The sequence below is a fragment of the Pseudonocardia sp. HH130629-09 genome (genome assembly GCF_001294645.1).
Taxonomy (GTDB): domain Bacteria; phylum Actinomycetota; class Actinomycetes; order Mycobacteriales; family Pseudonocardiaceae; genus Pseudonocardia.
Genome location: NZ_CP011868.1, coordinates 501,152 through 523,258 on the forward strand (window position 1 = coordinate 501,152; position 22,107 = coordinate 523,258).

Here is a 22,107-nt window from a genome sequence, read left to right on the forward strand (position 1 = left end):
CGTGACCTGGGTGTTCGCCAACCTCGACTCCGTCCTCGACGCGCTCGCCGAGCACGTCGTGTACGCCCTGATCCCGGTGCTGCTCGGGCTGCTGTTCGCGATCCCGCTGGGCTGGGTCGCCAACCGCAACGGAACCCTGCGCACCGTCATGACCAACGCCGCCGGGCTGCTCTACACGGTGCCGTCGCTGGCGCTGTTCGTGTTCATGCCGCCGCTGCTCGGCACCCAGATCCTCGACCCGGTCAACGTGGTCGTCGCGCTGACGGTCTACACCGTCGCACTGCTCGTACGGACGGTGTCCGACGCGCTGTCCGCGGTGCCCGGCAACGTCGTCGACGCCGCGAACGCGATGGGCTACACGCCGCTGCGCCGCTTCGTCGGCGTCGAGCTGCCGCTGGCCGTGCCGGTGATCGTGGCCGGGCTGCGGGTCGCCGCGGTGTCCACGATCAGCCTGGTCACGGTGGGGGCGGTGATCGGCTTCGGTGGGCTCGGCCTGCTGTTCACCGAGGGCTTCAACCGCAGCAACGACGCCCAGATCGTCGCGGGCATCGTGCTCGTACTGCTCCTGGCCCTCGTCGTCGACTCGGCCCTGCTGCTCGCCGGCAGGCTGCTCACCCCCTGGCAGCGGGCCCGGACCGGGAAGGCGGGGACATGACCTACTTCGGCTGGCTGTTCGACGGCGCGAACTGGACGGGGCCGACCGGCATCCTCGCCCGGCTCGCCGAGCACCTCGGCTACACCGCCCTGACCCTGCTGGTCGCGGTCGTGATCGCGGTGCCGCTGGGCGCCTGGATCGGGCACACCGGGCGCGGCGGGTTCGTCGTCGTCGGGCTGGCCAACGGCCTGCGCGCGCTGCCGACGCTCGGCCTGCTCGTGCTGCTGGCGACGCTCACCGGGCTCTCGCTGGTCGGCCCGATCATCACCCTCATCGTGCTGGCGGTGCCGGCGGTGCTGGCCGGCACCTACGCCGGCATCCGCAACGTCGACCCGGCGGTGGTCGACGCCGCCACCGGGATGGGCATGCGCGGGTCCGAGGTGCTCTGGAAGGTCGAGCTCCCCAACGCGCTGCCGCTGATCATCGGCGGGCTGCGCAGCGCCACCCTGCAGGTCATCGCCACCGCGACGATCGCCGCCTACGTGTCCCTCGGCGGGCTCGGCCGGTTCATCATCGACGGCCTCGGCCAGCGCGACTTCGGCATGATGATCGGCGGCTCGATCCTGGTCGCGGTGCTCGCGATCCTCGCCGACCTGCTCCTGGGCGGGCTGCAGAAGCTGATCGTGTCCCCCGGCCTGCAGGCCACCGGCCGGACCGCGCCGCGCCGGCTGCGCGCGGTGCCCACCCGCCCCGAACCCGTCCGCGAAGCGGCCTGACCCACCCCGCACGTCCCGAGAGGACACCCACCATGAGACGCACCCGCCTCCTGACCGCCGTCGCCGCGACGGTGACCGCCGCGTTCGCGCTGACCGCCTGCGGCGGGGGCTCCGACCCCCTCGCCGGGGGCGGGCAGTCCGGCAGCGGTGACCAGGACACCGTCGTCGTCGGCGCCGCGAACTTCACCGAGAGCCAGATCCTGTCCTCGGTGTTCGCCCAGGCACTGGAGGCCAAGGGCGTCGCGGTCGAGACCCGGCCGCCGATCGGGTCCCGCGAGGCATACGTCCCTGCGCTGCAGGACGGATCGATCGACCTCATCCCGGACTACAGCGGTACGCTGCTGCAGTACCTGGACGAGGCGGCGACGCAGAGCGAGCCGGACGAGGTCTACACCGCGCTCCAGTCGACGCTGAACGCCGCGGCGCCGACGCTGACCGTCCTGGACCGGGCCGAGGCGGAGAACAAGGACGCCGTCGTCGTCACCCGGGAGACCGCGCAGCGGCTCGGCGCGACGTCCATCGAGGACATCGCGCCGCGTTGCGGCGAGCTCGTGTTCGGCGGCCCGCCGGAGTTCCAGACCCGTCCCGACGGCATCCCGGGCATCGAGGAGACCTACAACTGCTCGTTCCGGTCCTACCGCTCGCTCGACGCCGGCGGCCCGCTGACCGTCGCGGCGCTCGAGAACGGTGACGTCCAGGCCGCGGACCTGTTCACCACCGACGCCGCGATCCCGGCGAACGACTTCGTGGTCCTCACCGACCCGAGAGGAAACTTCGCCGCGCAGAACGTCGTCCCGCTGATCACCAAGGCGAAGGCGACCCCGCAGGTCACCGAGACGCTCGACGCGGTCACCGCGAAGCTGAGCACACAGGAGCTGCTCGGCCTGAACGAGGCCGCCGCCGCGCCGGACAAGCCCTCGGTCGACACCGTCGCGAGGAACTGGCTGACCGCGCAGGGCCTCCTCTGATGGTCGGCCAGGTCCTGTCCCTGCACCGCTACCCGGTCAAGTCGATGCGGGGGGAGGACCTCGCCGCTCTCGAGCTCGACACGCACGGCGTCGTCGGTGACCGGGCGCTCGCCCTGACCGACCCGGGCACCGGCCGGGTCGCGACGGCCAAACAGCCGCGGCACTGGCGTCGGCTGCTGGCGTGCGCGTCGGCCGGCGTCGGCGACGACGTCCGGGTCACCCTGCCCGACGGCCGCACGGTCGAGGCCGGGCGGGCCGCGGGCCCGCTGGGCGAGCTGCTCGGCAGGTCGGTGGTCGTCGCGCAGCAACGGCCCGACGGCGCCGTCGTCGAGCGGCCGGACCCGGAGGACGTGCTGGCCCACGGCCTCGACGCCGAGGTCGACGCGCCGGTGCTGGAGATCGCCCAGGGCGCTCCCGGCGGCCGGTTCGTCGACCACTCGCCGGTGCACCTGATCACCACCGCGACGCTGGACGCGCTCGGTGTCGAGGCGCTGCGCTACCGGCCGAACGTCGTCGTCGCGACGCCGCCGGGCACCGAGCCGTTCGTGGAGAACGACTGGCTGGGGCGCCGGCTCACCCTGGGCGGCGTCGTGCTGGTCCCGACCCTGCCGACGCCGCGCTGTTCCGTGCCGACGCTGGAGCACGGCGACCTGCCCCGGGCCCCGCACGCCCTGCGCGGCCCGGCCGAGGCCAACCGTGTGGAGGTAGAGGGCTTCGGGGTGCTGCCGTGCGCGGGTCTCTACGCCCGCGTCGAGCACACCGGCACGCTGCGCGTCGGCGACCGCGTCGAGGTGACCTGACCCCCGTCAGGTCAGGCGGCCGTAGACGTCGGTGACGAGCAGGACCGCGAAGAGCACCGACGAGATCCCCAGGATCGCGTTGGACAGCCACCGCGAGCGCGCCTCGCGAACCACCATCGTCGTGTTCAGCAGCAGGAGCAGCGTGACCGCCAGGAACGGCATGAAGAACGAGCCCAGCACGCCGTAGACCAGCGTCAGCGCGAACGGCCGCCCGATGAGCAGCAGCGCCATCGGCGGGAACGTCAGCCACAGCAGGTACCCGCGGAAGGGCAGCGAGCGCTCGGCGCGGGCCGCCTCGTAGGCACCCGGCCGCCCGGGGCCGTCGCCGCGCTCGTCCCCGGTCGCGGCGGCCCCGGCCTGGTTGTCGGTGGCGGTGTGTTCCTCCCCGGCGACGACGGCGTTCGTCACGTCCGGCCCGATCGCGGCCTTCTTCCCGTGCGGGAGCCGGATCGCCCGCACCCAGTCGGTGAACAGCAGCGACACGCCGTTCCACACGCCGAGCAGCGAGGTGAAGGTGACCGACAGGAAGCCGACGAGGAACAGGATCCGCACCGGCTCGCCGTAGAGGGCCCCGAGCCGGTCGGCGAGGGTGAGCAGCCCGCTGTCGGACTCGGTGAGGTTCTCCCCGAGCAGGATCGTCGACCCGACGACGAGCATCGAGACGACGAAGATGCCGGTCATGATGTAGCCGGTCGCGTTGTCGAGCCGCATCATCGACAGCCACTTCGGGCCCTTCCAGCCCTTCGCGAACAGCCAGTAGCCGTAGGCGGCCATGGTGATCGTGCCGCCGACGCCGCCGATCAGCCCGAGCACGTAGACCGTGGACCCCTCCGGCAGCCGCGGCACCAGACCGTTCAGCAGGGCGGGCACGTCCGGGCCGACCAGGATCGCGACGAACACGACCGTCGCGAACTTGATCAGCACGAGCACCGTCATGAACTTCTCGAAGGCGTGGTAGCGCTGCACCCACACCAGCACCAGCCCGACGACGCCCGCGATCGCCGCCCACCCGCCGACCGGCAGTCCGCCGAACAGCGCGTTGAGGGGCAGCCCGACCGCCGACATCGCGGTGGCGCCGTAGACGAAGCCCCACACCACGATGTAGACGCCGAAGAAGCCGGTGGCCCAGTAGCCCAGCCGCCGCCAGCCGTCGAGCATGGTGGCCCCGGAACCGAGGTGCCAGCGGCCGGCGGCCTCGCCGAGCGCGAGCTTGACCAGCGTGCCGACGACGGCGGCCCAGAGCAGCACCGTCCCGAACGACGCTCCCGCCACCATCGTCGCGACAAGGTCGCCCGCCCCGACGCCGGCCGCCGCGGCGAGCAGCCCCGGCCCGATCGAGCGGATCTTCCGTGCACCGGTGGGGGGTTCCAGGAAATCCGTCTGCGGAGCGGGGGAGGCCATCGTCACAGTCTCCGATCACGGCGTCGTGGGTGGTGTGCCGTGCACGCTAGGCGAGCGCACCGGGGGGTTCCAGCGCGAGAGGGTCACGAACGGACGAACCGGACCCCCCGAACGCGGGCCGGGTGGGTTGGTCGGCGCACCCGGCGTTGCAGCGGCCGCAGGTGCGGCGCACCATGAACGGGTACCGGGACCGGCCGATAGATTGGCCGCGGCGTCGGCCGGGTCACGGTCGTCGCACGCGCACGCACGGAGGGTGGGCATGGCGAACATCGACGAGATCCGGGCCGGGATCGGGCGGGCCAACCAGCAGGCCACCGAGAGCCTCGGCGCGCTGCGGCACGCCCGCCAGGCCATCGAGGAGGCCGGCGCCGCGTTCTCGCAGAACATCTACGGCACCGCCCAGAACGACGCCGACGACGCCCGCGCCCGCTTCGCCGCCGCGTCGGAGAAGATCGACGAGGTCGAGCAGGCCCTGCACATCGCCATGCAGTCCGCCGACGACGTCGCCTCGCGGCTCTGACCGCGCCCGCCCGCCCCTGATGGCCCGTCGTCCGAACCGCCGCGAGCGGATCCGGTCCGCCTTCGACGGGTTCCACCGGGCGGCGTCGCGGGCACTGAGCGCGGCGGAGGGGCGCCGCGACCGGGCCGCGACCCGGCACGCCGAGGTCGTGGCGGAGCTGTGGCTGCGCGAAACCGGGTACGACGCCGCGCGCCGCGACCCGGGGCTCTCCCGGTTGTTCGACAACCCGCGGCTCGACGGCGTCCTCGCCCGGGTCGCCGAGGACCGGGCGCACGTGTTCGACCGCTGGCAGGGCGACTCCCCGCAGACGCTGTCGGAGATCGTCGCCGCCGCCACCCCGGGTGCCGCCGGTGACGACCCGACCGACTGGAAGCCGGTCGCGGGTGCTGTGGAGCCGACCGGTCCGGTGCCGGAGATGTGGGTGCTCGGCACCGGCTCGGTGGAGGGCGGCGCCCCGTTCCGGGTCGCGGTCCCGCTGCTCGACGGCGCACACCTGCAGGTGGTGTCGACGCCGCGCTCCCGCGACCGGGCCGAGGCGATGGTCGAGCAGCTGGTCCTGCGCACCGTGCGGTACTTCCGCCCGGGCGCGGTGAACGTGCACGTCTGGGACGTCGGCCAGCTCGCCGGCGCACTGCCCGGGCTGTACCCGCTGACCCGCACCGGGCTGCTGACCGTGCACGACCCGACCAGGCTGGGGCGGCTGCTGGACCAGCTCGCCGACCGGATCCGCCGGGTGCAGACCCGGGTGCTCGCCGACGGCGCCACCTCGCTGCGCGAGCTCGCCGACCGCACGGGGGAACGCCCGGAGGCGTGGTTGGTGGCGGTGCTCGTCGGCAACGGCCGCGAGCTGCCCGAGGCCGAGCTGCGCCAGCTGCAGCGGGTCGCGCGCGGCGGTGTCGCGGCGGGGGTGCAGCTGGTGCTGCTCGACGCCCCGGCGGCGCTGCCGCGTCCGGTGGAGACCGTCGACTTCGGGGACCCGCCGGGCGTCGATCCCGCCGACGACCGGCAGCCGGTCCCGGTGCGGACGTCGGTGACCGGGCCGCACGTGCTCGTCGAGCCGGACCCTCCGGTGCCGGCCGACGACGTCACCGCGGTGTGCGAGGCGATCGCCGCCGGGCACGAGCAGTGGCGCGGACGGCTGGGCGCGTTCAAGGACATGCTGCCCCGGCGGCGTGGCGAGGGCCGGTCGCACGACGGGCTGAAGGTCGTCGTCGGGCACGAGGACGGCATCCCCGCCGAGCTGAGCCTCGACGACCACTCCCCGCACGCACTCGTCGGCGGGCCGAGCGGGTCGGGCAAGACGAACCTGCTGCTGGCCTGGATCGCCGGCCTCGCCGCGCACTACGGTCCCGACGAGGTCGAGCTGTACCTGCTCGACTTCAAGGAGGGGGTGTCGTTCACCCCGTTCGCCCCGGACCCCGACGGGCACCGCGCCGACCGGCTCCCACAGGCCCGCCTGATCGGTGTCAACATCAACACCGACCGGGAGTTCGGGCTCGCGCTGCTGCGCCACCTCTCCGAGGTCATGCGCAGCCGGGCCGAGGCCGCCCGCCGGCACGGCGCGACCAAGCTGGCCGAGCTGCGGGCCGAGCGCTCGGACCTGCGGCTGCCGCGGATCGTCGCGGTCATCGACGAGTTCCAGTTCCTGTTCACCGGTCGTGACGCGGTCAGCGCCGAGGCGACCGCGCTGCTGGAGGACGTCGCCCGGCGCGGCCGATCGCAGGGCGTGCACCTGGTGCTGGCCAGCCAGGACGTCTCCGGCATCGACGCGCTCTGGGGCCGTTCGGCGATCTTCGAGCAGTTCGTGCTGCGGATCGCGTTGCCCCGCGCGCGGCGGATCCTCGCCCAGGACAACGAGGCGGCGCTGGCGCTCCCGCGCTGGCACGCGATCGTCAATCACGACTCGGGCGTCGCGCACGGCAACCGGGTGGTCCGGCTGCCCGAGGCGGGCGGCCCGGTGGTCCGCGACGTCCAGGTGACCGCGTTCGCCGACTTCCCGGACACCCCGGAGCCGGTCGTCTTCGACGGTGCCCGCGCCCCCGGGTACGACGCGCTGGCCGCCCGGCTGCCCGCCGACGGTGTGCCCCGCGCGCTGGTCGGGCAGTTCGTCGACGTGCACGGCAGCCCCGCGGCCGCCGAGCTGTCCGACGGTCCCGGCCGCAACCTCGGGGTGATCGGGCCCGACGCCCGCGTCGCCGTCCCGCTGCTGTGCTCGGCCGTCCGCTCGGTGGCGTCGTCGCTGCCCGACCCGGCCGGCGTCCAGATCGTGCTCGTGCCGCTGGTCCCGGACGCGGTGGCCGCGTCGGGCGCGCTCGCCCCGGATCTGCCCGGCACGGTGGAGAAGGTGTCCGCCGACGGGTTCGCCGCCCGCGTCGCCGAGCTGGCGGCGACGGTCCGCGCCCGGGCCGCGTCGGGCGGTGGCGGGGGACACGCGTCGCTGCTGGTCGTGGTGTTCGGCGCCGACGCGGCGGAGTCCATGCTGGACCGCGCCGGCACCGAGGACCTGCGGGCGCTGCTGCGCCACGGCCCCGGTGTCGGGGTGCACGTGCTGGGCTGGTGGCAGGGCGCGCAACGGTTGAAGACGCTGCTGGCACCGCCGGGTGCGGCGATCGACGACCTGGGTGCCTGGGTGGCGACCGGCGTGCAGGGCACCGACCTGGTGGCGCTGCTGGGCGGGCAGCCGCTCGACTGGACGCCGACGCCGGGGCGCGCGTTGTTCCTCGACCGTTCCCGGCACGGTCGTCCGCAGCTGGTCATCCTGACCGACGCCGGGGGCGGCGGCTCGGACACCTTCGCCGGGGGCGGCGGCAGCTCGGACACCCTCGCCGGACGTGGTGGCTCGGGCACCCTCGCGGGTGGCGGCGGCTCGGGGACTCTCGCCGGAGGTGGGGCGTGAGTGCGGTGGAGCGTTACCGGGCGGTGGTGTCCGAGCTGGCCGGCGCCGTCGTCGACCTGCGGGAACACGACGCCCGGCGGGCCGAGGAGCTGCGCCGCGAGCTGCGTGGCACCGAGCGGGAGCTGCGCGAGGCCGCGGACCGGCTCACTCTGGCCCGCGGCATGTTCGAGCTGCGCTGGGAGGCCGCGTTGCAGCTGATGTGGGCGGCCGAGGAGCCGGGACGGCCCCGCCCGCGACCCGACCTGCGGGCCGACCCGGACGAGCACGCCGCGCTGGAGGAGGCCGCCGACGAGGCTCTGCGCGAGCTGCGCTCCTCGGGCGACCGGCGGCTGTTCCGCCTGCGCCGCGACGACGACTGACCCCGTCCCGCGCCCCGCACCGGGCCCGCACCGCACCGGGCCCGCGCCGCGCCCGTCCTGCCCTGTGCCGCGCGGCGCGCCACTCGCGCAGCATCCGGCCGTCCGCGCCGGGCTCGTCGGTACGGGGCCCGTCCGCACCGGGCTCGTCGGCACGTTCCGGACACGCCGAGATGCAGCCCAGGGGCGTGTCTACGGATCGCAGGCAGCCCTGAGCTGCATCTCGACGAACGTGCCGGGGTTCCGGGGCCGGGTGGTCGCCGTCCGCCCCTCCCCGGCGTACCGCGTGCGCGGCACCGGATGGTGGGTGGGCGGTCAGCCCAGCGGGACGACGCCCAGCAGCAGCGCGCCCCCCAGCATCACCAGCGAGCAGACCGCGGCCCGCCAGATCACCTTGCGGTGGTGGTCGGCCAGGTTGACCTTCGCCAGCGAGACGAGCAGCAGCAGCGCCGGGACCAGCGGGCTGGTCATGTGCACCGGCTGGCCGATGATCGAGGCGCGGGCCATCTCCACCGGGGCGATGCCGTAGTGGCCCGCGGCCTCGGTGAGGATCGGCAGGATGCCGAAGTAGAACGCGTCGTTGGTGATGAAGAACGTCAGGGGCATGCTCAGCACCCCGGTGATCACCGCGAACCAGGAGCCGACCGACGGCGGCACGGCCGAGACGATCCCGTTCGCCATCGCCGTCACCATCCCGGTGCCCGACAGCACCCCGACCAGGACCGCTGCGGCGAACACCATGGACACGACGCCGACGATCGAGGTGGCGTGCGAGGTCACCGCACGGAGCTGGTCCTCGGGCTTCGGGAAGTTCACGACCAGGGCGATCGCGGCGGCCGCGACGAACACCAGCGACAGCGGCAGCACGTCCATGCCCAGCAGCACCAGCAGCGCGACCGTCAGCCCCAGGTTGAACCAGATCAGCTTCGGCCGCAGGGTCGGGCGGTTCGGGTCGAGGGTGCCCCCGAGGTCGTCGGAGGCGTCGGAGGCGCCCCCGGCGGAGCCCGACGCCGGGCGGTCGGCACCGTGCGTGCCGTCGGTGCCGGTGCCCCCGCCGACCAGGGCGGGCTCGGGCACCGCCACCATCTCGTCGGCGACGACCGACAGCGTGCGGCCCGAGGCGAGCAGCCGCTTGCGCTCGGAACGCCCGAGCTGCCAGGCCAGCAGCAGCACCGTGGCGATGCCGGCCACCATGCCCGGGACCATCGGGTTGAACAGCTCCGAGGGGGACACGTTCAGCACCGTCGCGGCGCGGATCGTCGGGCCGCCCCAGGGCAGGATGTTGAGCACGCCGTTCGCGAGGTTGGCGACGACGGTCAGCACCACCGGGCTCAGCCCGAGCCGCAGGTAGATCGGCAGCAGCGCGGACACCGTGATGATGAAGGTGGTCGAGCCGTCGCCGTCGAGGGAGACGACCCCGGCCAGCACCGCGGTCAGCACGACCAGGCGCACAGGGTCGTTCTTCACCGTGCGCAGCACGAAGCGGATCAGCGGGTCGAACAGCCCGACGTCGATCATCGTGCCGAAGAAGACGATCGCGAAGAACAGCAGCACGGCCGTCGGCGCGAAGTCCTTGAAGGCGGACGAGATCGAGTCGACGACGCCGTCCTCACCCGGTTCGGACAGGCCGGTGCCGGTCACCACGAGGGCGAAGGTCAGCGGGACGAGGACCAGCGCCAGTGTCGGCGCGAGCCGCTTCGAGAGGATCAGGTACATGAAGACCGCGATCATCGCGGACCCGAGAACGATGAGCATCGGTGCTCCTCTTCGACGGACGTGTCGAGGAGCAACGCTAGGTCCGGACCCCGGCCCCGGTCCCGCTTGCGGACACAGCCCACGTAGTGGTCGCTGCGTGCCCTGTGGTCGTTGTGGTCACGGGGTCACTCGTCGTCGGCGTCGTCCCGGGCGAGAAAGCTCGACAGCCGCTCGACGGCCGTCTCGAACTGCGGGTTCGCGTCGACGAAGGCGCGGAGCCGGTCGGCCAGCCACTCGACGCTGACCTGCTCGTCGCCGCGCCGGTCGACGAGCTCCTCGATGCCGCGGTCGGTGAAGTACATGCTGGCGAGGATACGGCGGGCACTGCTTGACCCGGACGCGACGGCATCGTTTCCGATGGGTCTCCCACCGCCTCGTGAGGAGACCCCATGTCCACCGCGCCGCCCACGGCGACCGTCGCGCCGACCCCGGTCAGCGACCGTGCGCTCGCCCCCGACCTCGCCCGGGGGGCGATGCTTCTGCTGATCGCACTGGCCCACGCCCCCTGGTTCGCCTACACCTCGGAGCTGGGGGCCACGCTGCTGCACGCCGCGGACGGCGGGCCCGCCGACCGGATCGCCCAGATCGTGACGATCACCGCCGTCGACGGCCGGGCCTGGACGCTGTTCGGGTTCCTGTTCGCCTACGGCATCGGGCAGCTCTACGCCCGCCGCATCGCCGGTGGCGGCACCGATGCGCAGGCACGACGGCTGCTGCGCACCCGGCACTGGTGGATGCTCGCGTTCGGCCTGCTCCACGCGGCACTGCTGTGGCAGGGCGACATCCTCGGCACCTACGGTCTCCTCGGCCTGGTGCTGGTACCGCTCTTCCTGCACCGCAGCGACCGCACCCTGCGGACCGTGGCCGGCGTGCTGGTCGGACTGGCCGTCGTCGTCCCCACGGTGACCGGCGTGCTCGCACAGTTCACCGGCGGCGGCACGCCCACGGCCGTCGCGCAGCAGGTGGCCCTGTCCACGCCGGGCTGGCTCGCCACCCTGCCGTTGCGGCTCGGACTGTGGGTCGCGGCGCTCCCCGGGGCGTTCCTGACCCTGGTGATGCCCGCCGCGGTGCTGCTCGGGCTGCTCGCCGCGCGGCACCGCGTCCTGGAGGAGCCGGGCCGGTACCTGCCCCTGCTCCGACGCACCGCCGTCGTGGGCATCGCCGTCGGCTGGTCGGCGGGGCTCGCCCAGGCGCTCGTGCACGTCGGCGTCGTCGTCCTGCCGGACCCGGGCGCGTTCGCCGGTCTGCACATCGCCACCGGGATCTTCGCCGCCCTCGGCTACGTCGCGGTGTTCGGCCTCGTCGCGCACCGGCTCGGCACCCGTCCGGTGGCGCCGCTGCCGGTCCGGGCCCTCGTCGCGCTCGGCCGCCGGTCGCTGAGCGGCTACCTGGCGCAGTCGCTGCTGTTCGTGCCGCTGCTCGCCGCCTGGGGCCTCGGACTGGGTGCCCACCTCTCGGGCTGGTCGGCGTCGCTGGTCGCGGTGGGGGTGTGGCTGCTCACCGTCGTCGTCGCGTACCGGCTCGACCGGGCCGGTGTCCGGGGGCCCGCCGAGACCCTGCTGCGACGGCTGTCCTACCGCTGGGCCGCCCGTCGGTGACCGACCCCGCTCCGGGGGTGGCGGCACGGGGTCGCCGCGCCGCCACCGTCGGCCGCGGTGGCACCGCGGACGGAGGACCCCCACCGGCCCGCGGGAACCCCGCCGAGGGGCCGCACTAGCGTCCGGTGCGGCCGCACCCGTGGCCCGCCGCCCCCCGACGCACCGGAGTACCGATGTCCCGTACCGAGCCCCTCGCCCGCACCCTGCACGACGTCGGACTGGCCGCCTGGTTCGGCGGGTCGCTGATGGGCGTCACCGGACTGAACGGCGCGCTCGACGCCGTCGGCGACCCAGCCGAGCGCGAGCGGCTCGCCGGGGCCGGCTGGGGCCGGTGGGGTCGGATCGGCAGCGCCGCGATGGCCACCCACCTGCTCGGTGGCGCGGGTCTGCTGGTGCGCAACGTGGCCCGGGCCCGGCGCGAGCCCGCCGCCGCCACCGCCGCGGTCTCCCGGGCCGCGCTCACCGGCGCCGCGCTCGCCGCGACCGCCTACGCGGGTGCCCTGGGACGGCGTGCCGGGTCGGACGCCCCGGCCGGTGCCGGTCCGGCCGCGCCGGAGCCTGCCCTGGCGCGCCGGATCCGGGCGGTCGAGTGGGCCGTGCCCGCGTTGACCGGCGCCGCGGTCGTCGTCGGTGCCGTGCGCGGACGCTGACCCCGCACAGCACGACGGCCGGGCGGGGGGAGTCCCCGGCCCGGCCGTCGTCGCGTGTGCCCTAGCTGTGATGTCCAGGCAGGTTGGTCAGGCGACTGATCGGCGGTAGGCCGTTGGTTGCGCTGTGGGGCCGGTGGTGATTGTAGAAGTGCAGCCAGCCGGGGAGCGCGTCTCGCCGAGCCGTTTCGCAGGGGTGGAAGCGGGCGTATGCCCACCCGTCGGCGAGGGTGCGGTGGAAACGTTCGATCTTGCCGTTGGTCTGAGTCCGGTAGGGCCGGGTTCGCTTGTGGGTGATGCCCAGTTCGCTGCAGGTGTCACGCCAGGCGTGTGATCGGTAGCAGCTGCCGTTGTCGGACAGGACCCGTTCGACGGTCACGCCGCGGGCGTTCAACCAGTCCACGGCCCGGCGTAGCACACCGGTGGCGGTGTCGGCTTTCTCGTCGCTGTGGATCTCGGCGTAGGCGACGCGGGAGTGGTCGTCGATGACGGTGTGGACGAACGCTCTGCCGGTGCGCGGCTTGTAGTCGGTTCCCCTGGGCAGTCCGGGAGTGGACCGCTTGTTCAGGGCGCCTTGTCGGCGTCCGACGAAGCGGTGTCCGCCTCCGTCGGGGATGTTGCCGAACTTGGTGACGTCGACGTGGATCAACGAGCCGGGGTGTGGGTGTTCGTAGCGGCGTAGGGGCTCGCCGGTGACCCGGTCGATGTGGGAGAGCCGGTTGATCCGGCAGCGGCGCAGGACCGCGTGCACGGTCGAGGCGGCGAGAGAGAGCGAGTCGGCCGCCGATCTGTACTGGTCCGAGTCGGTGGTGCCACCGCAGTCGCACGATCTGCTTCACCAGCCTCGGCGGGGTCTTGGCCGGCATCGACCGTGGTCGGGAGCTGCGGTCGACCATCCCGGGCGGGCCCTCGGCGCGGTAGCGGTCAGCCCACTTTCGGGCGGTGCGAGGGGCGACCATGAACATTCTGGCCGCGGTGGAGCAGGTCCAGTCCTGGTCGACGATCAGACGGGCCAGCCGTAGCCGGGCACGCGGAGTCAGCGCAGCGTTAGCGTGGGTCACAAGGGCCTCCGGTTGGTGAAGCGGTTCCTAGACAGCTCCACTTCACAACCGGGGGTCCTCGCCTGTCTCAGCGACAGGCCGTCATCAGCTCAACCTGGAACAACGTCCATGGACATCACACCTAGCGGGCGAACGCCTTCTCGATCAGCTCGGCCTGCTCGACCTCGTGCACCTTCGACGAGCCGGCGGCCGGGGCCGCCATCCGCCGCCGGGACACCCGGGTGAAGTTGCCCTGCAGCTGCGGGAGCTTCTGCGGCAGCTCCAGGCCGTAGTACGGCCACGAGCCCTGGTTGGCCGGCTCCTCCTGGACCCAGCGGATGTCACCGGCGGCCTCGGGGTAGCGCTCGAGGACGGCGGCGATCTCCTCGGCCGGCATCGGGTAGAGCCGCTCGACCCGGACCAGCGCGGCCTCGTCGACCGACTCGTCGCCGTTCTTGCGGCGCTTGTCGCGTGCCGCGGCCAGCTCCCAGTAGATCTTGCCGGAGCAGAAGAGCACCCGCTTCACGCCGGAGACGCGCTCGCCCTTGCCGGCGTGCTCCGGGTCGTCGATGACCGGGCGGAACCGGCCCTCGGTGAAGTCCGACAGCGGGCTGACGACCTGCTTGGCGCGCAGCATCCACTTCGGCGTGAACACCACCAGCGGCCGGCGCACCCCGTCCAGGGTGTGCTGGCGCAGCAGGTGGAAGTAGTTCGCCGGCTCCGACGGCAGCGCGACGGTCATCGAGCCCTCGGCGCACAGCTGCAGGAAGCGCTCGATGCGCCCGGAGCTGTGGTCGGGGCCCTGGCCCTCCAGGCCGTGCGGCAGGAGCAGCGCGACGTCGGAGAGCTGGCCCCACTTGGCCTCACCGGAGGAGATGAACTCGTCGATGATCGACTGGGCGCCGTTGACGAAGTCGCCGAACTGGCCCTCCCACATCACGAGTGCGTCCGGGTTGGCGACCGAGTAGCCGTACTCGAAGCCGACCGCGGCGAACTCCGACAGCGCCGAGTCGTAGGGCAGGAACCGGCCCTGACCCTCGGCCAGGTTGCGCAGCGGGAAGTACTCGGCGCCGGTGTGCCGGTCGATCAGGACCGAGTGCCGCTGCACGAAGGTGCCGCGACGGGAGTCCTGACCGGACAGCCGGACCAGCCGGCCGTCCATCGCCAGCGAGCCGAGGGCGAGCAGCTCGGCGAAGGCCCAGTCGACGTCGCCCTCGCGGGACATCTTCTCGCGCTTGCGCAGCACGGGCTCGACCCGCTTGTGCACCGCGAACCCCTCGGGGAGGTTGGTGTGCACGTCGCCGATCCGGTGGACGACCTCGAGCGGGACCGAGGTGTCGAGGTCGGACGGGACGAGCTGCTCCGACTCGATCGACGGCGAGATCACCGGCGGGGTCTTCTCCAGCTCGCGCACCTCGTTGAAGACGTGCTCGAGCTGGTTGGAGAAGTCCTTGAGCGCCTGCTCAGCCTCCTCCATGGTGATGTCACCACGGCCGATCAGCGACTCGGTGTAGATCTTCCGGACGCTGCGCTTGGCGTCGATGATGTCGTACATCGACGGCTGGGTCATCGAGGGGTCGTCGCCCTCGTTGTGGCCCCGGCGCCGGTAGCAGATCATGTCGATCACGACGTCGTTGTTCCAGCGCTGGCGGTACTCGACGGCCAGCTTGGCGACCCAGACGCAGGCCTCCGGGTCGTCGCCGTTCACGTGGAAGACCGGTGCGCCGATCATCTTCGCCACGTCGGTGCAGTACTGCGAGGAGCGCGAGTGCTCCGGCGCGGTGGTGAACCCGACCTGGTTGTTGACCACGACGTGCACGGTGCCGCCGGTGCGGTACCCGCGCAGCAGCGCGAGGTTCAGCGTCTCGGCGACGACGCCCTGGCCGGCGAACGCCGCGTCGCCGTGCATGAGCACCGGCAGCACGGTGAAGCCGCCGTCGCCCTTGTCGAGCAGGTCCTGCTTGGCGCGGACGATGCCCTCCAGCACCGGGTCCACGGCCTCCAGGTGCGACGGGTTCGCGGTCAGCGAGACGGCGGTCTCGCCGTCGCCGAACATCCGGAAGTACTTGCCCTCGGCGCCGAGGTGGTACTTCACGTCGCCGGAACCGTGCGCCTGGCCCGGGTCGAGGTTGCCCTCGAACTCGCGGAAGATCTGGCTGATCGGCTTGCCGACGATGTTGGCCAGCACGTTGAGCCGGCCGCGGTGCGGCATGCCGATGACGACCTCGTCGAGCTCGCGCTCGGCGGCCTTGTCCAGCACGGCGTCGAGCAGCGGGATGACGGTCTCGCCGCCCTCCAGCGAGAACCGCTTCTGCCCGACGTACTTGGTCTGCAGGAAGGTCTCGAAGGCCTCGGCCGCGTTCAGCCGGGACAGGATGTACTTCTGCTCCGAGGAGTCCGGCTTGATGTGCGGGACCTCGACGCGCTCCTCGAGCCACTTGCGCTGCTCGGGGTCGGCGATGTGCATGTACTCCGTGCCGATGGTGCGGCAGTAGGAGTTGCGCAGCAGGCCGAGCACGTCGCGCAGCTTCATGTGGCTCTGCCCGCCGAACCCGCCGACCGCGAAGTCGCGGTCGAGGTCCCACAGGGTCAGGCCGTGGCTGAGGACGTCGAGGTCGGGGTGGCGGCGCTGGCGGTAGTTCAGCGGGTCGGTGTCGGCCATCAGGTGGCCGCGGGTCCGGTAGGACTCGATCAGCTCCAGCACCCGGGCGGTCTTGTCGACCTCGCCCTCGGGGAAGTCCTGCACCCAGCGGACCGGCTCGTACGGCACCCGCAGCGAGGCGAAGACGTCGTCGTAGAAGCCGTCCTCGCCGAGGAGCAGCTGGTGGATCCGGCGCAGGAAGTCGCCGGACTCGGCGCCCTGGATGATCCGGTGGTCGTAGGTCGAGGTCAGGGTGATGATCTTGGAGATGCCGAGTTCGACGAGCCGCTCCTCCGACGCACCCTGGAACGCGGCCGGGTACTCCATCGCGCCGACGCCGATGATCGCGCCCTGGCCCACGGTCAGCCGCGGCACCGAGTGGTTCGTGCCCAGCGTGCCCGGGTTGGTGAGGCTGATCGTGGTGCCGGAGAAGTCCTCGGCGGTCAGCTTGCCCTCGCGGGCCTTGCGGACCATGCCCTCGTAGGCCTGCCAGAACTGCGCGAACGACATGTTCTCGCAGCCCTTGATGGACACGACGATCAGCGTGCGGCTGCCGTCCTTGCCCGCCATGTCCATGGCCAGGCCGAGGTTCACGTGCTCCGGCGTCGAGACCGACGCCTTGCCGTCGGTCTCGACGAAGTGCCGGTTCATGTTCGGGAAGTCGGCCAGGGCCCGGACCAGCGCGTAGCCGATCAGGTGCGTGAACGACAGCTTCCCGCCGCGGGTGCGCTTGAGGTGGTTGTTGATGACGATGCGGTTGTCGGCCAGCAGCTTGGCCGGGACCGCACGGACGCTGGTCGCGGTCGGCAGCGTGAGGGACGACGTCATGTTCTTGGCGATGGCGTTCGCGGCACCGCGCAGCGGGGTGGTGGTCGCGCCACCCCCGTCCTGCGCCGGCTTCGCGGCCTTGGAGCCGCTGCCCGCGGCCGGCTTGGCCGACGACCCGTTCGACGACGCCGGTGCCGGGGCTCTCGCGGTGCGCAGGCGTTCCTCGGCGGGCGGCGGCTCGGCCTTCGGGGTGACCGGCGGCGGGACGTCGCGAGAGGTGGCGGTGCCGTTGCCCCCGGCCTTCCCGCCGTTCGTCACGGCCTTCTGGGCCGGGGCGTCGCCGGAGCCGGCCGCGCCGGTCCCCTTGCTGCTCACCGTGCCGCTTCCGACACCGTTCCCGGTGTCGTTCCCACTGCCCTGGTCGTCCTCGGTGCCCGCGCCGCGGGTGACACCACCCGAGGAGGCGGGAGCGGAGCCGTGGCCGGAGGAGGTGTCGTCGGACTCCTCGGTCCCGACGGACGACGAGGAGGGGGCCTTCTCACCGCCCTTGCCGTAGTCGGCGAAGAACTCGTGCCAGGCCGGGTCCACGGCCGACGGGTCCTCCTGGAAGCGCTGGTACATCTCCTCGACGAGCCACTCGTTCGGACCGAAGTCGCTCGCCTGATGGGAGGTACTGCTCGATGACACTCTGCGTCAACCGCCTTGATAGCTGCTCGATTTTTCGCGACCGGCTACCAGGTTAGTCCCCTTGGCGCGAGACCGGGCAGTGTGCCGGGTCCCACTTCGTGATCGTTTCGTGATCGACCGCCCGCGGACGGCGAGCGGCACGATTCAGAAGCCGGGCGGGGAGCCGAGCACGTCGACCACGGAGGTCTGCGTGGTCGTCTCGGCGACGACGGTGCCGACCGGCGGGCCGACGCGGGCCGGGCGCCGGACGGTGTCGCGCTCGCCGGCGTACTGCCCGTCGACGGGGGAGATCAGCAGCTCGGTGCGGACCGGCCCGTCGTCGTGGACGAGGGTGGGGTGCCGCTCGCCGTCGAGGTCGTCGGTCTCGCCGAGGGAGACGGCGGGCATCCGGCGCAGCGCGGCGTAGAGCACCGCGCGCAGCTCGGCGGGGACCCGGCAGGTCCGCAGCGCGCTCACGGCGCTCGGGAACGGGCCGGTGTAGCCGCGGCCGGGCGGGCTGTCGGCGATCAGCCGGTCCAGCATCGCCGCCGGGTCGCGGGGCAGGCCGGCGAGGAACGCCTCGGTCGGGTTGGCCCACGAGCCGACCTTCGCGGCGGGTCGGTGGCCGTGGAGCTCGGCGTAGAAGTCGCCGTGCGGGGCGCGGAAGCGGCCGGTGGGCCACTGGTCGGCGATGTCGAAGCCGTCCTCGATCGCCGCCGCGCCGTCACCGCACAGCCAGTGCACGCGGCCGGTCAGCTCGCGGTCGAGCAGCCAGTCCTGGGCCGGGTCGAGCGGGGTCCACTGCTGGAGCAGGTGCTCGCTGTAGTGGACACAGACTTCGTCGCGCGCGAAGCAGGTCCCCATCCACCAGGCGTGCGTCGCAGTGTGCCGGTACTGACCGGGGGAGATCGGCTCGTCGGAGGTCCGGATGGCGAGCTCCAGCAAGTCGGTCTCCTCGTCATGTCGCGAGTCCTGTCGCGGGTGCCCCGCCGGGGGTTGCCCGGAGCACCGTGAACCGTGGATGACGTCACACATTCTGTACGCCCCGCCTACGAGCCGTGACAGGACCCCCCGGTACTGGGCCGAACGGCGCAATGGCGCAGGTCCCTCCGTCGGGGAGCGGCGTGGCGCTCACGCGGCCGCGCCGCGGCCGGACGGCCGGAGCCCGCGGTGGCGTCCGGTGCGACGGCGGAGGGGCCCGGGCCCGCGCAGGCGGTGCGGCCCGGAGGGCCCGACGAACCGGGCTCCGGCCACGACCGCGTCGCGCTCGTCGGGGGTGAGGTCCTGACCAACGGTGCTGTCGACCACGTCACCCAGATGAGCACGCCCGCGCGGGCCCGGCAAGCCGGGACCCGGGACATCGGCCCAGGACGTCGGGCCCAGGACGTCGACCTACGACATCCAGGTCTTGAGCTTCTCGAACGTGTGGTTCACGTCGTTGGTCATCGGGTTCACGTGCAGGTGGGTGATCCCGTTCTCGCGCAGGGCGGCGATCCGCTCGCGGACGTGACCCTCGGGGCCGATCAGGGTGACCTTGTCGATGAAGTCGGCAGGGAGGGCGGCCATGGCCTCCTCCTTCTTGCCGTCCAGGTAGAGGTCCTGCACGGTCTTCGCCTCGTCGACGTAGCCCTGCTTGGCGAACACGGTGTTGTAGAAGTTCTTCCCGCGCGCCCCCATTCCGCCGATGTAGAGCGCGTAGAGGCCGCGGGCGGCCTGGCGGGCGGGCTCGAAGAACTCCTCCTCGAGCGCGATGATCCCGCCGCCGGTGATCTGCAGCGGACCCAGCTCGGGGGCGCGCTTGGCGTAGCCGGCCTGCAGCGCGGGCCCGAAGACCTCCTGGATCTTCTCCGGCAGCACGACGTGCGGGAGCCAGCCGTTCGCCAGCTCCGCGGTCATCTCCAGGTTCTTCTCGCCCAGCGCGGCCACCCAGACCGGGATGTCGGCGCGCTTCGGGTGGTTGATGATCTTCAGCGGCTTGCCGAGGCCGGTGCCGCCGGGCAGCGGGATCGGGTAGAGCCCGTCGTTGGTGAGCTTCTCCTCCCGCTTCCAGACATTGCGGCAGATCTCGATGATCTCGCGCGTGCGCCCGACCGGCTTGTCGTAGGCGACCCCGTGGAAGCCCTCGATGACCTGCGGGCCGGACGCGCCGAGGCCCAGGTTGAACCGACCGTCGGACAGGGCGTCGAGGCCGGCCGCGGTCATCGCGGTCAGGGTGGGGGTGCGCGAGTAGATCGGCAGGATGGCCGACCCGATCTCGAGACGCTCGGTGCGGGCGGCGAGGTAACCGAGCAGGGAGACGGCGTCGAACGAGTACGCCTCGGCGGCCCAGACGACGTCGAGGCCGGCGCGTTCCATGTCGGTGACGGCGTCCGCGTTGCGGATCGGGTCGTCGCCGTAGGGGAGGACGGTGGAGAGCTTCACTCCCCGTTCAGTACTCATAAGTTACTCGTCGGTCAAGTCCGGGCCGGGGCGGAACCCGAATCCGAACAGGGGGGTTAACCGCACTGCCCGCGGGGTAGGGGTGCCGCGACAGTGGGACGCATGACGCTCGAGGCCGCACCACCCCGCAGCACGTCCGAGAAGCGGACACCCGCGCCGATCGTCGACGGGCAGCGCCCGCCCGGCGCGATGTTCCTGGTCGGACTGTTCGTGATCCTCCCGACGCTCGCGCTGTTCGCCGCCGTCCCGCTCGCCTGGGGCTGGGGTCTCGGGTGGGTCGACGTCGCGTTGTTCGTCGTCTTCTACGCCGTCAGCGGCCTCGGTGTGACCGTCGGTTTCCACCGCTACTTCACCCACGGCTCGTTCAAGGCGAACCGTCCGCTCCGGATCGCCCTGGCGATCGCCGGCAGCATCTCGCTGCAGGGCAGCGTGCTCGACTGGGTCGGCGACCACCGCCGCCACCACGCGTTCTCCGACAAGGAGGGCGACCCGCACTCGCCGTGGCTCTACGGCACCGGCGCCTCGGCGCTGGTCAAGGGCTTCTGGCACTCGCACCTGGGCTGGCTGTTCGACCGCGACCTCACCAACATGAAGCGGTTCGCCCCGGACCTGCTCGCCGACCGCGACATGATGCGCGTCGAGAAGGCGTTCCCGCTGATCGTCGTCTTCAGCCTGGCGGGCCCGGCGCTCATCGGCGGTCTGGTGACCATGTCCTGGTGGGGCGCGTTCACCGCGTTCTTCTGGGCCGGCCTGGTCCGCGTCGCGGTGCTGCACCACGTCACCTGGTCGATCAACTCGATCTGCCACATCTGGGGCGAGCGTCCCTTCGCCTCCCGTGACAAGTCCGCCAACGTCTGGTGGCTGGCGGTCCTGTCCTTCGGCGAGTCCTGGCACAACCTGCACCACGCCGACCCGACCTGCGCCCGGCACGGTGTGAAGAAGGGCCAGATCGACATCTCGGCCGCCGTCATCCGCGGCTTCGAGAAGCTCGGCTGGGCGACCGCCGTCCGCTGGCCCACCACGCGCCGCCTCGAGAAGCTCTCGCAGAAGCCGGTGCCCGCCGCGGCCTGACCCGTCCGCGTCATACGCCCGACGCCCCCGGTGCCCCGTGCACCGGGGGCGTCGTCGTATCCGGGGGACTAGCGGCGACGCCGGGCCGGTCGCCGCTTCGCCGCCGTCGACGCGGGGCGGCGTGCCGGCGCGGCCGGGGGCTCGCTGCGCCGGGTCCGGGTGCTGTGTGCCGAGCGGCCGCGCACGATCCCGATGAACTCCTCCATCAGGTCGCTGTTCTCGGCGTCCGGCCAGGTCAGCGCGACGCCGGAGCCCGGGGCGTCGACCAGCGGCCGGTAGGTGAGGTCCCGGCGGTGGTGCAGCCGGGCCAGCGACTGCGGGACGACCAGCAGTCCGACCCCCGCCGCGACGATCTCGACCGCCTCGGCCGTCGTCGGCGGGGTGTACTCCGCGGCCCGGCCGGGCGGCCCGTCGGGCCAGTCGAGGGTGTCGTCGCCGGTGCGCAGGACGATCTCGTCGGCCAGGTCGGCGACGGTCACCTCGTCGGCAGCGGTCACCACGTGCTCCTTCGGGACCACCACCACGGTCGTCTCGGTGTAGAGCGGGATCGCGTGCAGTCCGGTCCGGTCGATCGGCAGCCGGGCGACGGCCGCGTCCACCGTGCCCGCGCGGACCAGGTCCGCGGCCTCGGCCGGGCTCACCGTGTGCAGCTCCAGGGGGACCCCGGGGCGGCGCTCGGCCCACATCCGGGTCCACTTGCCTGGGGTGACGCCCGGGACGTAGCCGAGGTGGAAGGACGTGGCGGTCACCGGTCGAGGCTAGCCGCATAGCCTGGTGACATGACGCGCCAGAGGTCCGCCCAGACGATGAAGCCCGCGACCGCGGCGAAGAAGCTCGGTGTGCTCCTCGACGCCACCCCCGCCGACTTCCGCGAGGGGGTCGTCTCCCGCGACGAGCTCGACGTGCTGCAGGCCGACCCGCCGGAGTGGCTGCGGGAGCTGCGCGCCACCGGGCCGCACCCGCGCCCGGTCGTCGCGGACCGGCTCGGGGTGTCGATCTCGGGACTGGCCCGCGCGGGGATCACCGAGCCGCTGACCACCGAGCAGATCGCCGCGATCAAGGCCGAGGAGCCCGAGTGGCTGGCCCGTGAGCGCGCCACCCGCGCCGAGAGTCAGCGCGAGGCCGCTCGGCTGAAGGCCGAGCAGCGGAAGAACTAGCACGAGGACCGGA

Annotated in this window: 18 protein-coding genes and 1 pseudogene; 11 read left to right on the forward strand and 8 right to left on the reverse strand. The window is 72.8% G+C overall.

Features of this window, described 5'->3' with window-relative positions; translation table 11 throughout:
* The first annotated feature begins 1 nt into the window (after nucleotide 1).
* Genes XF36_RS02405 through XF36_RS02420 form a run of 4 tightly spaced genes read left to right on the forward strand, consistent with a single transcriptional unit; the run spans nucleotide 2 to nucleotide 3,139 of the window.
* A complete protein-coding gene (locus tag XF36_RS02405; protein WP_020623165.1) occupies nucleotides 2-655 on the forward strand; it encodes an ABC transporter permease in 654 nt (217 codons plus the stop codon).
* Complete coding sequence (locus XF36_RS02410; RefSeq protein ID WP_060710710.1) at nucleotides 652-1,371, forward strand: ABC transporter permease; 720 nt, start codon at nucleotides 652-654, stop codon at nucleotides 1,369-1,371. The genes XF36_RS02405 and XF36_RS02410 overlap by 4 nt, the downstream gene beginning before the upstream one ends.
* Before the next feature lie 32 nt (nucleotides 1,372-1,403).
* Nucleotides 1,404-2,339, forward strand: a complete 936-nt coding sequence (locus XF36_RS02415; protein ID WP_060710711.1) for an ABC transporter substrate-binding protein — start codon at nucleotides 1,404-1,406, stop codon at nucleotides 2,337-2,339.
* A complete protein-coding gene (locus XF36_RS02420) occupies nucleotides 2,339-3,139 on the forward strand; it encodes an MOSC domain-containing protein (protein WP_060710712.1) in 801 nt (266 codons plus the stop codon). The genes XF36_RS02415 and XF36_RS02420 overlap by 1 nt, the downstream gene beginning before the upstream one ends.
* A 6-nt stretch (nucleotides 3,140-3,145) precedes the next feature.
* Here the strand turns inward: XF36_RS02420 and XF36_RS02425 are convergent, their stop codons facing one another.
* Nucleotides 3,146-4,540: an Nramp family divalent metal transporter gene (locus XF36_RS02425; protein ID WP_060714354.1), complete on the reverse strand. Its 1,395-nt coding sequence runs from the start codon at nucleotides 4,538-4,540 to the stop codon at nucleotides 3,146-3,148.
* Nucleotides 4,541-4,799: 259 nt separating this feature from the next.
* On the opposite strand from XF36_RS02425, the gene XF36_RS02430 reads away from it, so the two are divergent.
* The 3 genes from XF36_RS02430 to XF36_RS02440 are packed head-to-tail and all read left to right on the forward strand — an operon-like array spanning nucleotide 4,800 to nucleotide 8,315.
* Nucleotides 4,800-5,060, forward strand: a complete 261-nt coding sequence (locus XF36_RS02430; RefSeq protein ID WP_020623160.1) for a hypothetical protein — start codon at nucleotides 4,800-4,802, stop codon at nucleotides 5,058-5,060.
* A gap of 19 nt (nucleotides 5,061-5,079) precedes the next feature.
* The gene (locus tag XF36_RS02435) at nucleotides 5,080-7,956 is read left to right on the forward strand and encodes an FtsK/SpoIIIE domain-containing protein (RefSeq protein ID WP_082375118.1); all 2,877 of its coding nucleotides are present in this window, start codon (nucleotides 5,080-5,082) and stop codon (nucleotides 7,954-7,956) included.
* A complete protein-coding gene (locus tag XF36_RS02440; RefSeq protein ID WP_139318938.1) occupies nucleotides 7,953-8,315 on the forward strand; it encodes a hypothetical protein in 363 nt (120 codons plus the stop codon). Before XF36_RS02435 ends, XF36_RS02440 begins: the two co-directional genes overlap by 4 nt.
* A gap of 312 nt (nucleotides 8,316-8,627) precedes the next feature.
* Here XF36_RS02440 and XF36_RS02445 read toward each other — a convergent pair whose 3' ends face one another.
* Both XF36_RS02445 and XF36_RS32100 read right to left on the reverse strand, forming a co-directional pair.
* Entirely contained in the window at nucleotides 8,628-10,067 is a 1,440-nt protein-coding gene (locus XF36_RS02445) for a CitMHS family transporter (protein ID WP_060710713.1), read from the reverse strand.
* 125 nt (nucleotides 10,068-10,192) lie between these two features.
* On the reverse strand, nucleotides 10,193-10,369 hold the full coding sequence (locus XF36_RS32100; protein WP_020623156.1) for a DUF6104 family protein: 177 nt from the start codon (nucleotides 10,367-10,369) through the stop codon (nucleotides 10,193-10,195).
* Nucleotides 10,370-10,456: 87 nt separating this feature from the next.
* Between XF36_RS32100 and XF36_RS02450 the strand changes: the two genes are divergently transcribed.
* Both XF36_RS02450 and XF36_RS02455 read left to right on the forward strand, forming a co-directional pair.
* Nucleotides 10,457-11,665: a DUF418 domain-containing protein gene (locus XF36_RS02450; protein WP_060710714.1), complete on the forward strand. Its 1,209-nt coding sequence runs from the start codon at nucleotides 10,457-10,459 to the stop codon at nucleotides 11,663-11,665.
* Between the two features lie 173 nt (nucleotides 11,666-11,838).
* Entirely contained in the window at nucleotides 11,839-12,315 is a 477-nt protein-coding gene (locus XF36_RS02455) for a hypothetical protein (protein WP_064485359.1), read from the forward strand.
* A 61-nt stretch (nucleotides 12,316-12,376) separates the two neighbouring features.
* On the opposite strand, the pseudogene XF36_RS02460 reads toward XF36_RS02455, so the two are convergent.
* The 4 genes and pseudogenes from XF36_RS02460 to XF36_RS02475 form a co-directional block, all read right to left on the reverse strand.
* Nucleotides 12,377-13,373: pseudogene (locus XF36_RS02460) on the reverse strand (IS481 family transposase).
* A 121-nt stretch (nucleotides 13,374-13,494) separates the two neighbouring features.
* Complete coding sequence (locus XF36_RS02465) at nucleotides 13,495-17,382, reverse strand: multifunctional oxoglutarate decarboxylase/oxoglutarate dehydrogenase thiamine pyrophosphate-binding subunit/dihydrolipoyllysine-residue succinyltransferase subunit (protein WP_060710715.1); 3,888 nt, start codon at nucleotides 17,380-17,382, stop codon at nucleotides 13,495-13,497.
* A gap of 210 nt (nucleotides 17,383-17,592) precedes the next feature.
* Nucleotides 17,593-18,372 carry a hypothetical protein gene (locus tag XF36_RS02470; RefSeq protein ID WP_060710716.1) on the reverse strand — a complete coding sequence of 260 codons (780 nt, stop codon included), beginning with the start codon at nucleotides 18,370-18,372 and terminating at the stop codon, nucleotides 17,593-17,595.
* Nucleotides 18,373-18,819: 447 nt separating this feature from the next.
* Entirely contained in the window at nucleotides 18,820-19,848 is a 1,029-nt protein-coding gene (locus tag XF36_RS02475; protein WP_060710717.1) for an LLM class F420-dependent oxidoreductase, read from the reverse strand.
* A 120-nt stretch (nucleotides 19,849-19,968) separates the two neighbouring features.
* Between XF36_RS02475 and XF36_RS02480 the strand changes: the two genes are divergently transcribed.
* Nucleotides 19,969-20,937: an acyl-CoA desaturase gene (locus XF36_RS02480; RefSeq protein ID WP_020623104.1), complete on the forward strand. Its 969-nt coding sequence runs from the start codon at nucleotides 19,969-19,971 to the stop codon at nucleotides 20,935-20,937.
* Nucleotides 20,938-21,005: 68 nt separating this feature from the next.
* Here the strand turns inward: XF36_RS02480 and XF36_RS02485 are convergent, their stop codons facing one another.
* Nucleotides 21,006-21,686: a LysR substrate-binding domain-containing protein gene (locus XF36_RS02485; protein ID WP_060710718.1), complete on the reverse strand. Its 681-nt coding sequence runs from the start codon at nucleotides 21,684-21,686 to the stop codon at nucleotides 21,006-21,008.
* A 30-nt stretch (nucleotides 21,687-21,716) separates the two neighbouring features.
* Here XF36_RS02485 and XF36_RS02490 point away from each other — a divergent pair, with 30 nt between their 5' ends.
* Nucleotides 21,717-22,094 (forward strand): DUF5997 family protein, encoded by a 378-nt coding sequence (locus XF36_RS02490; RefSeq protein WP_060710719.1) that lies wholly within the window; start codon nucleotides 21,717-21,719, stop codon nucleotides 22,092-22,094.
* The last annotated feature ends 13 nt before the right edge of the window (nucleotides 22,095-22,107 follow it).

What these genes read in the sequence shown, in the direction of transcription:
- XF36_RS02415 (WP_060710711.1), top strand. Translation starts at nt 1,404, where the DNA reads ATGAGACGCACCCGCCTCCTGACCGCCGTCGCCGCGACGGTGACCGCC.
- XF36_RS02410 (WP_060710710.1), top strand. Translation starts at nt 652, where the DNA reads ATGACCTACTTCGGCTGGCTGTTCGACGGCGCGAACTGGACGGGGCCG.
- XF36_RS02435 (WP_082375118.1), top strand. Translation starts at nt 5,080, where the DNA reads ATGGCCCGTCGTCCGAACCGCCGCGAGCGGATCCGGTCCGCCTTCGAC.
- XF36_RS02420 (WP_060710712.1), top strand. Translation starts at nt 2,339, where the DNA reads ATGGTCGGCCAGGTCCTGTCCCTGCACCGCTACCCGGTCAAGTCGATG.
- XF36_RS32100 (WP_020623156.1), bottom strand. Translation starts at nt 10,369, where the DNA reads ATGTACTTCACCGACCGCGGCATCGAGGAGCTCGTCGACCGGCGCGGC.
- XF36_RS02465 (WP_060710715.1), bottom strand. Translation starts at nt 17,382, where the DNA reads ATGTACCAGCGCTTCCAGGAGGACCCGTCGGCCGTGGACCCGGCCTGG.
- XF36_RS02480 (WP_020623104.1), top strand. Translation starts at nt 19,969, where the DNA reads ATGACGCTCGAGGCCGCACCACCCCGCAGCACGTCCGAGAAGCGGACA.
- XF36_RS02445 (WP_060710713.1), bottom strand. Translation starts at nt 10,067, where the DNA reads ATGCTCATCGTTCTCGGGTCCGCGATGATCGCGGTCTTCATGTACCTG.
- XF36_RS02450 (WP_060710714.1), top strand. Translation starts at nt 10,457, where the DNA reads ATGTCCACCGCGCCGCCCACGGCGACCGTCGCGCCGACCCCGGTCAGC.
- XF36_RS02425 (WP_060714354.1), bottom strand. Translation starts at nt 4,540, where the DNA reads ATGGCCTCCCCCGCTCCGCAGACGGATTTCCTGGAACCCCCCACCGGT.
- XF36_RS02430 (WP_020623160.1), top strand. Translation starts at nt 4,800, where the DNA reads ATGGCGAACATCGACGAGATCCGGGCCGGGATCGGGCGGGCCAACCAG.
- XF36_RS02490 (WP_060710719.1), top strand. Translation starts at nt 21,717, where the DNA reads ATGACGCGCCAGAGGTCCGCCCAGACGATGAAGCCCGCGACCGCGGCG.
- XF36_RS02455 (WP_064485359.1), top strand. Translation starts at nt 11,839, where the DNA reads ATGTCCCGTACCGAGCCCCTCGCCCGCACCCTGCACGACGTCGGACTG.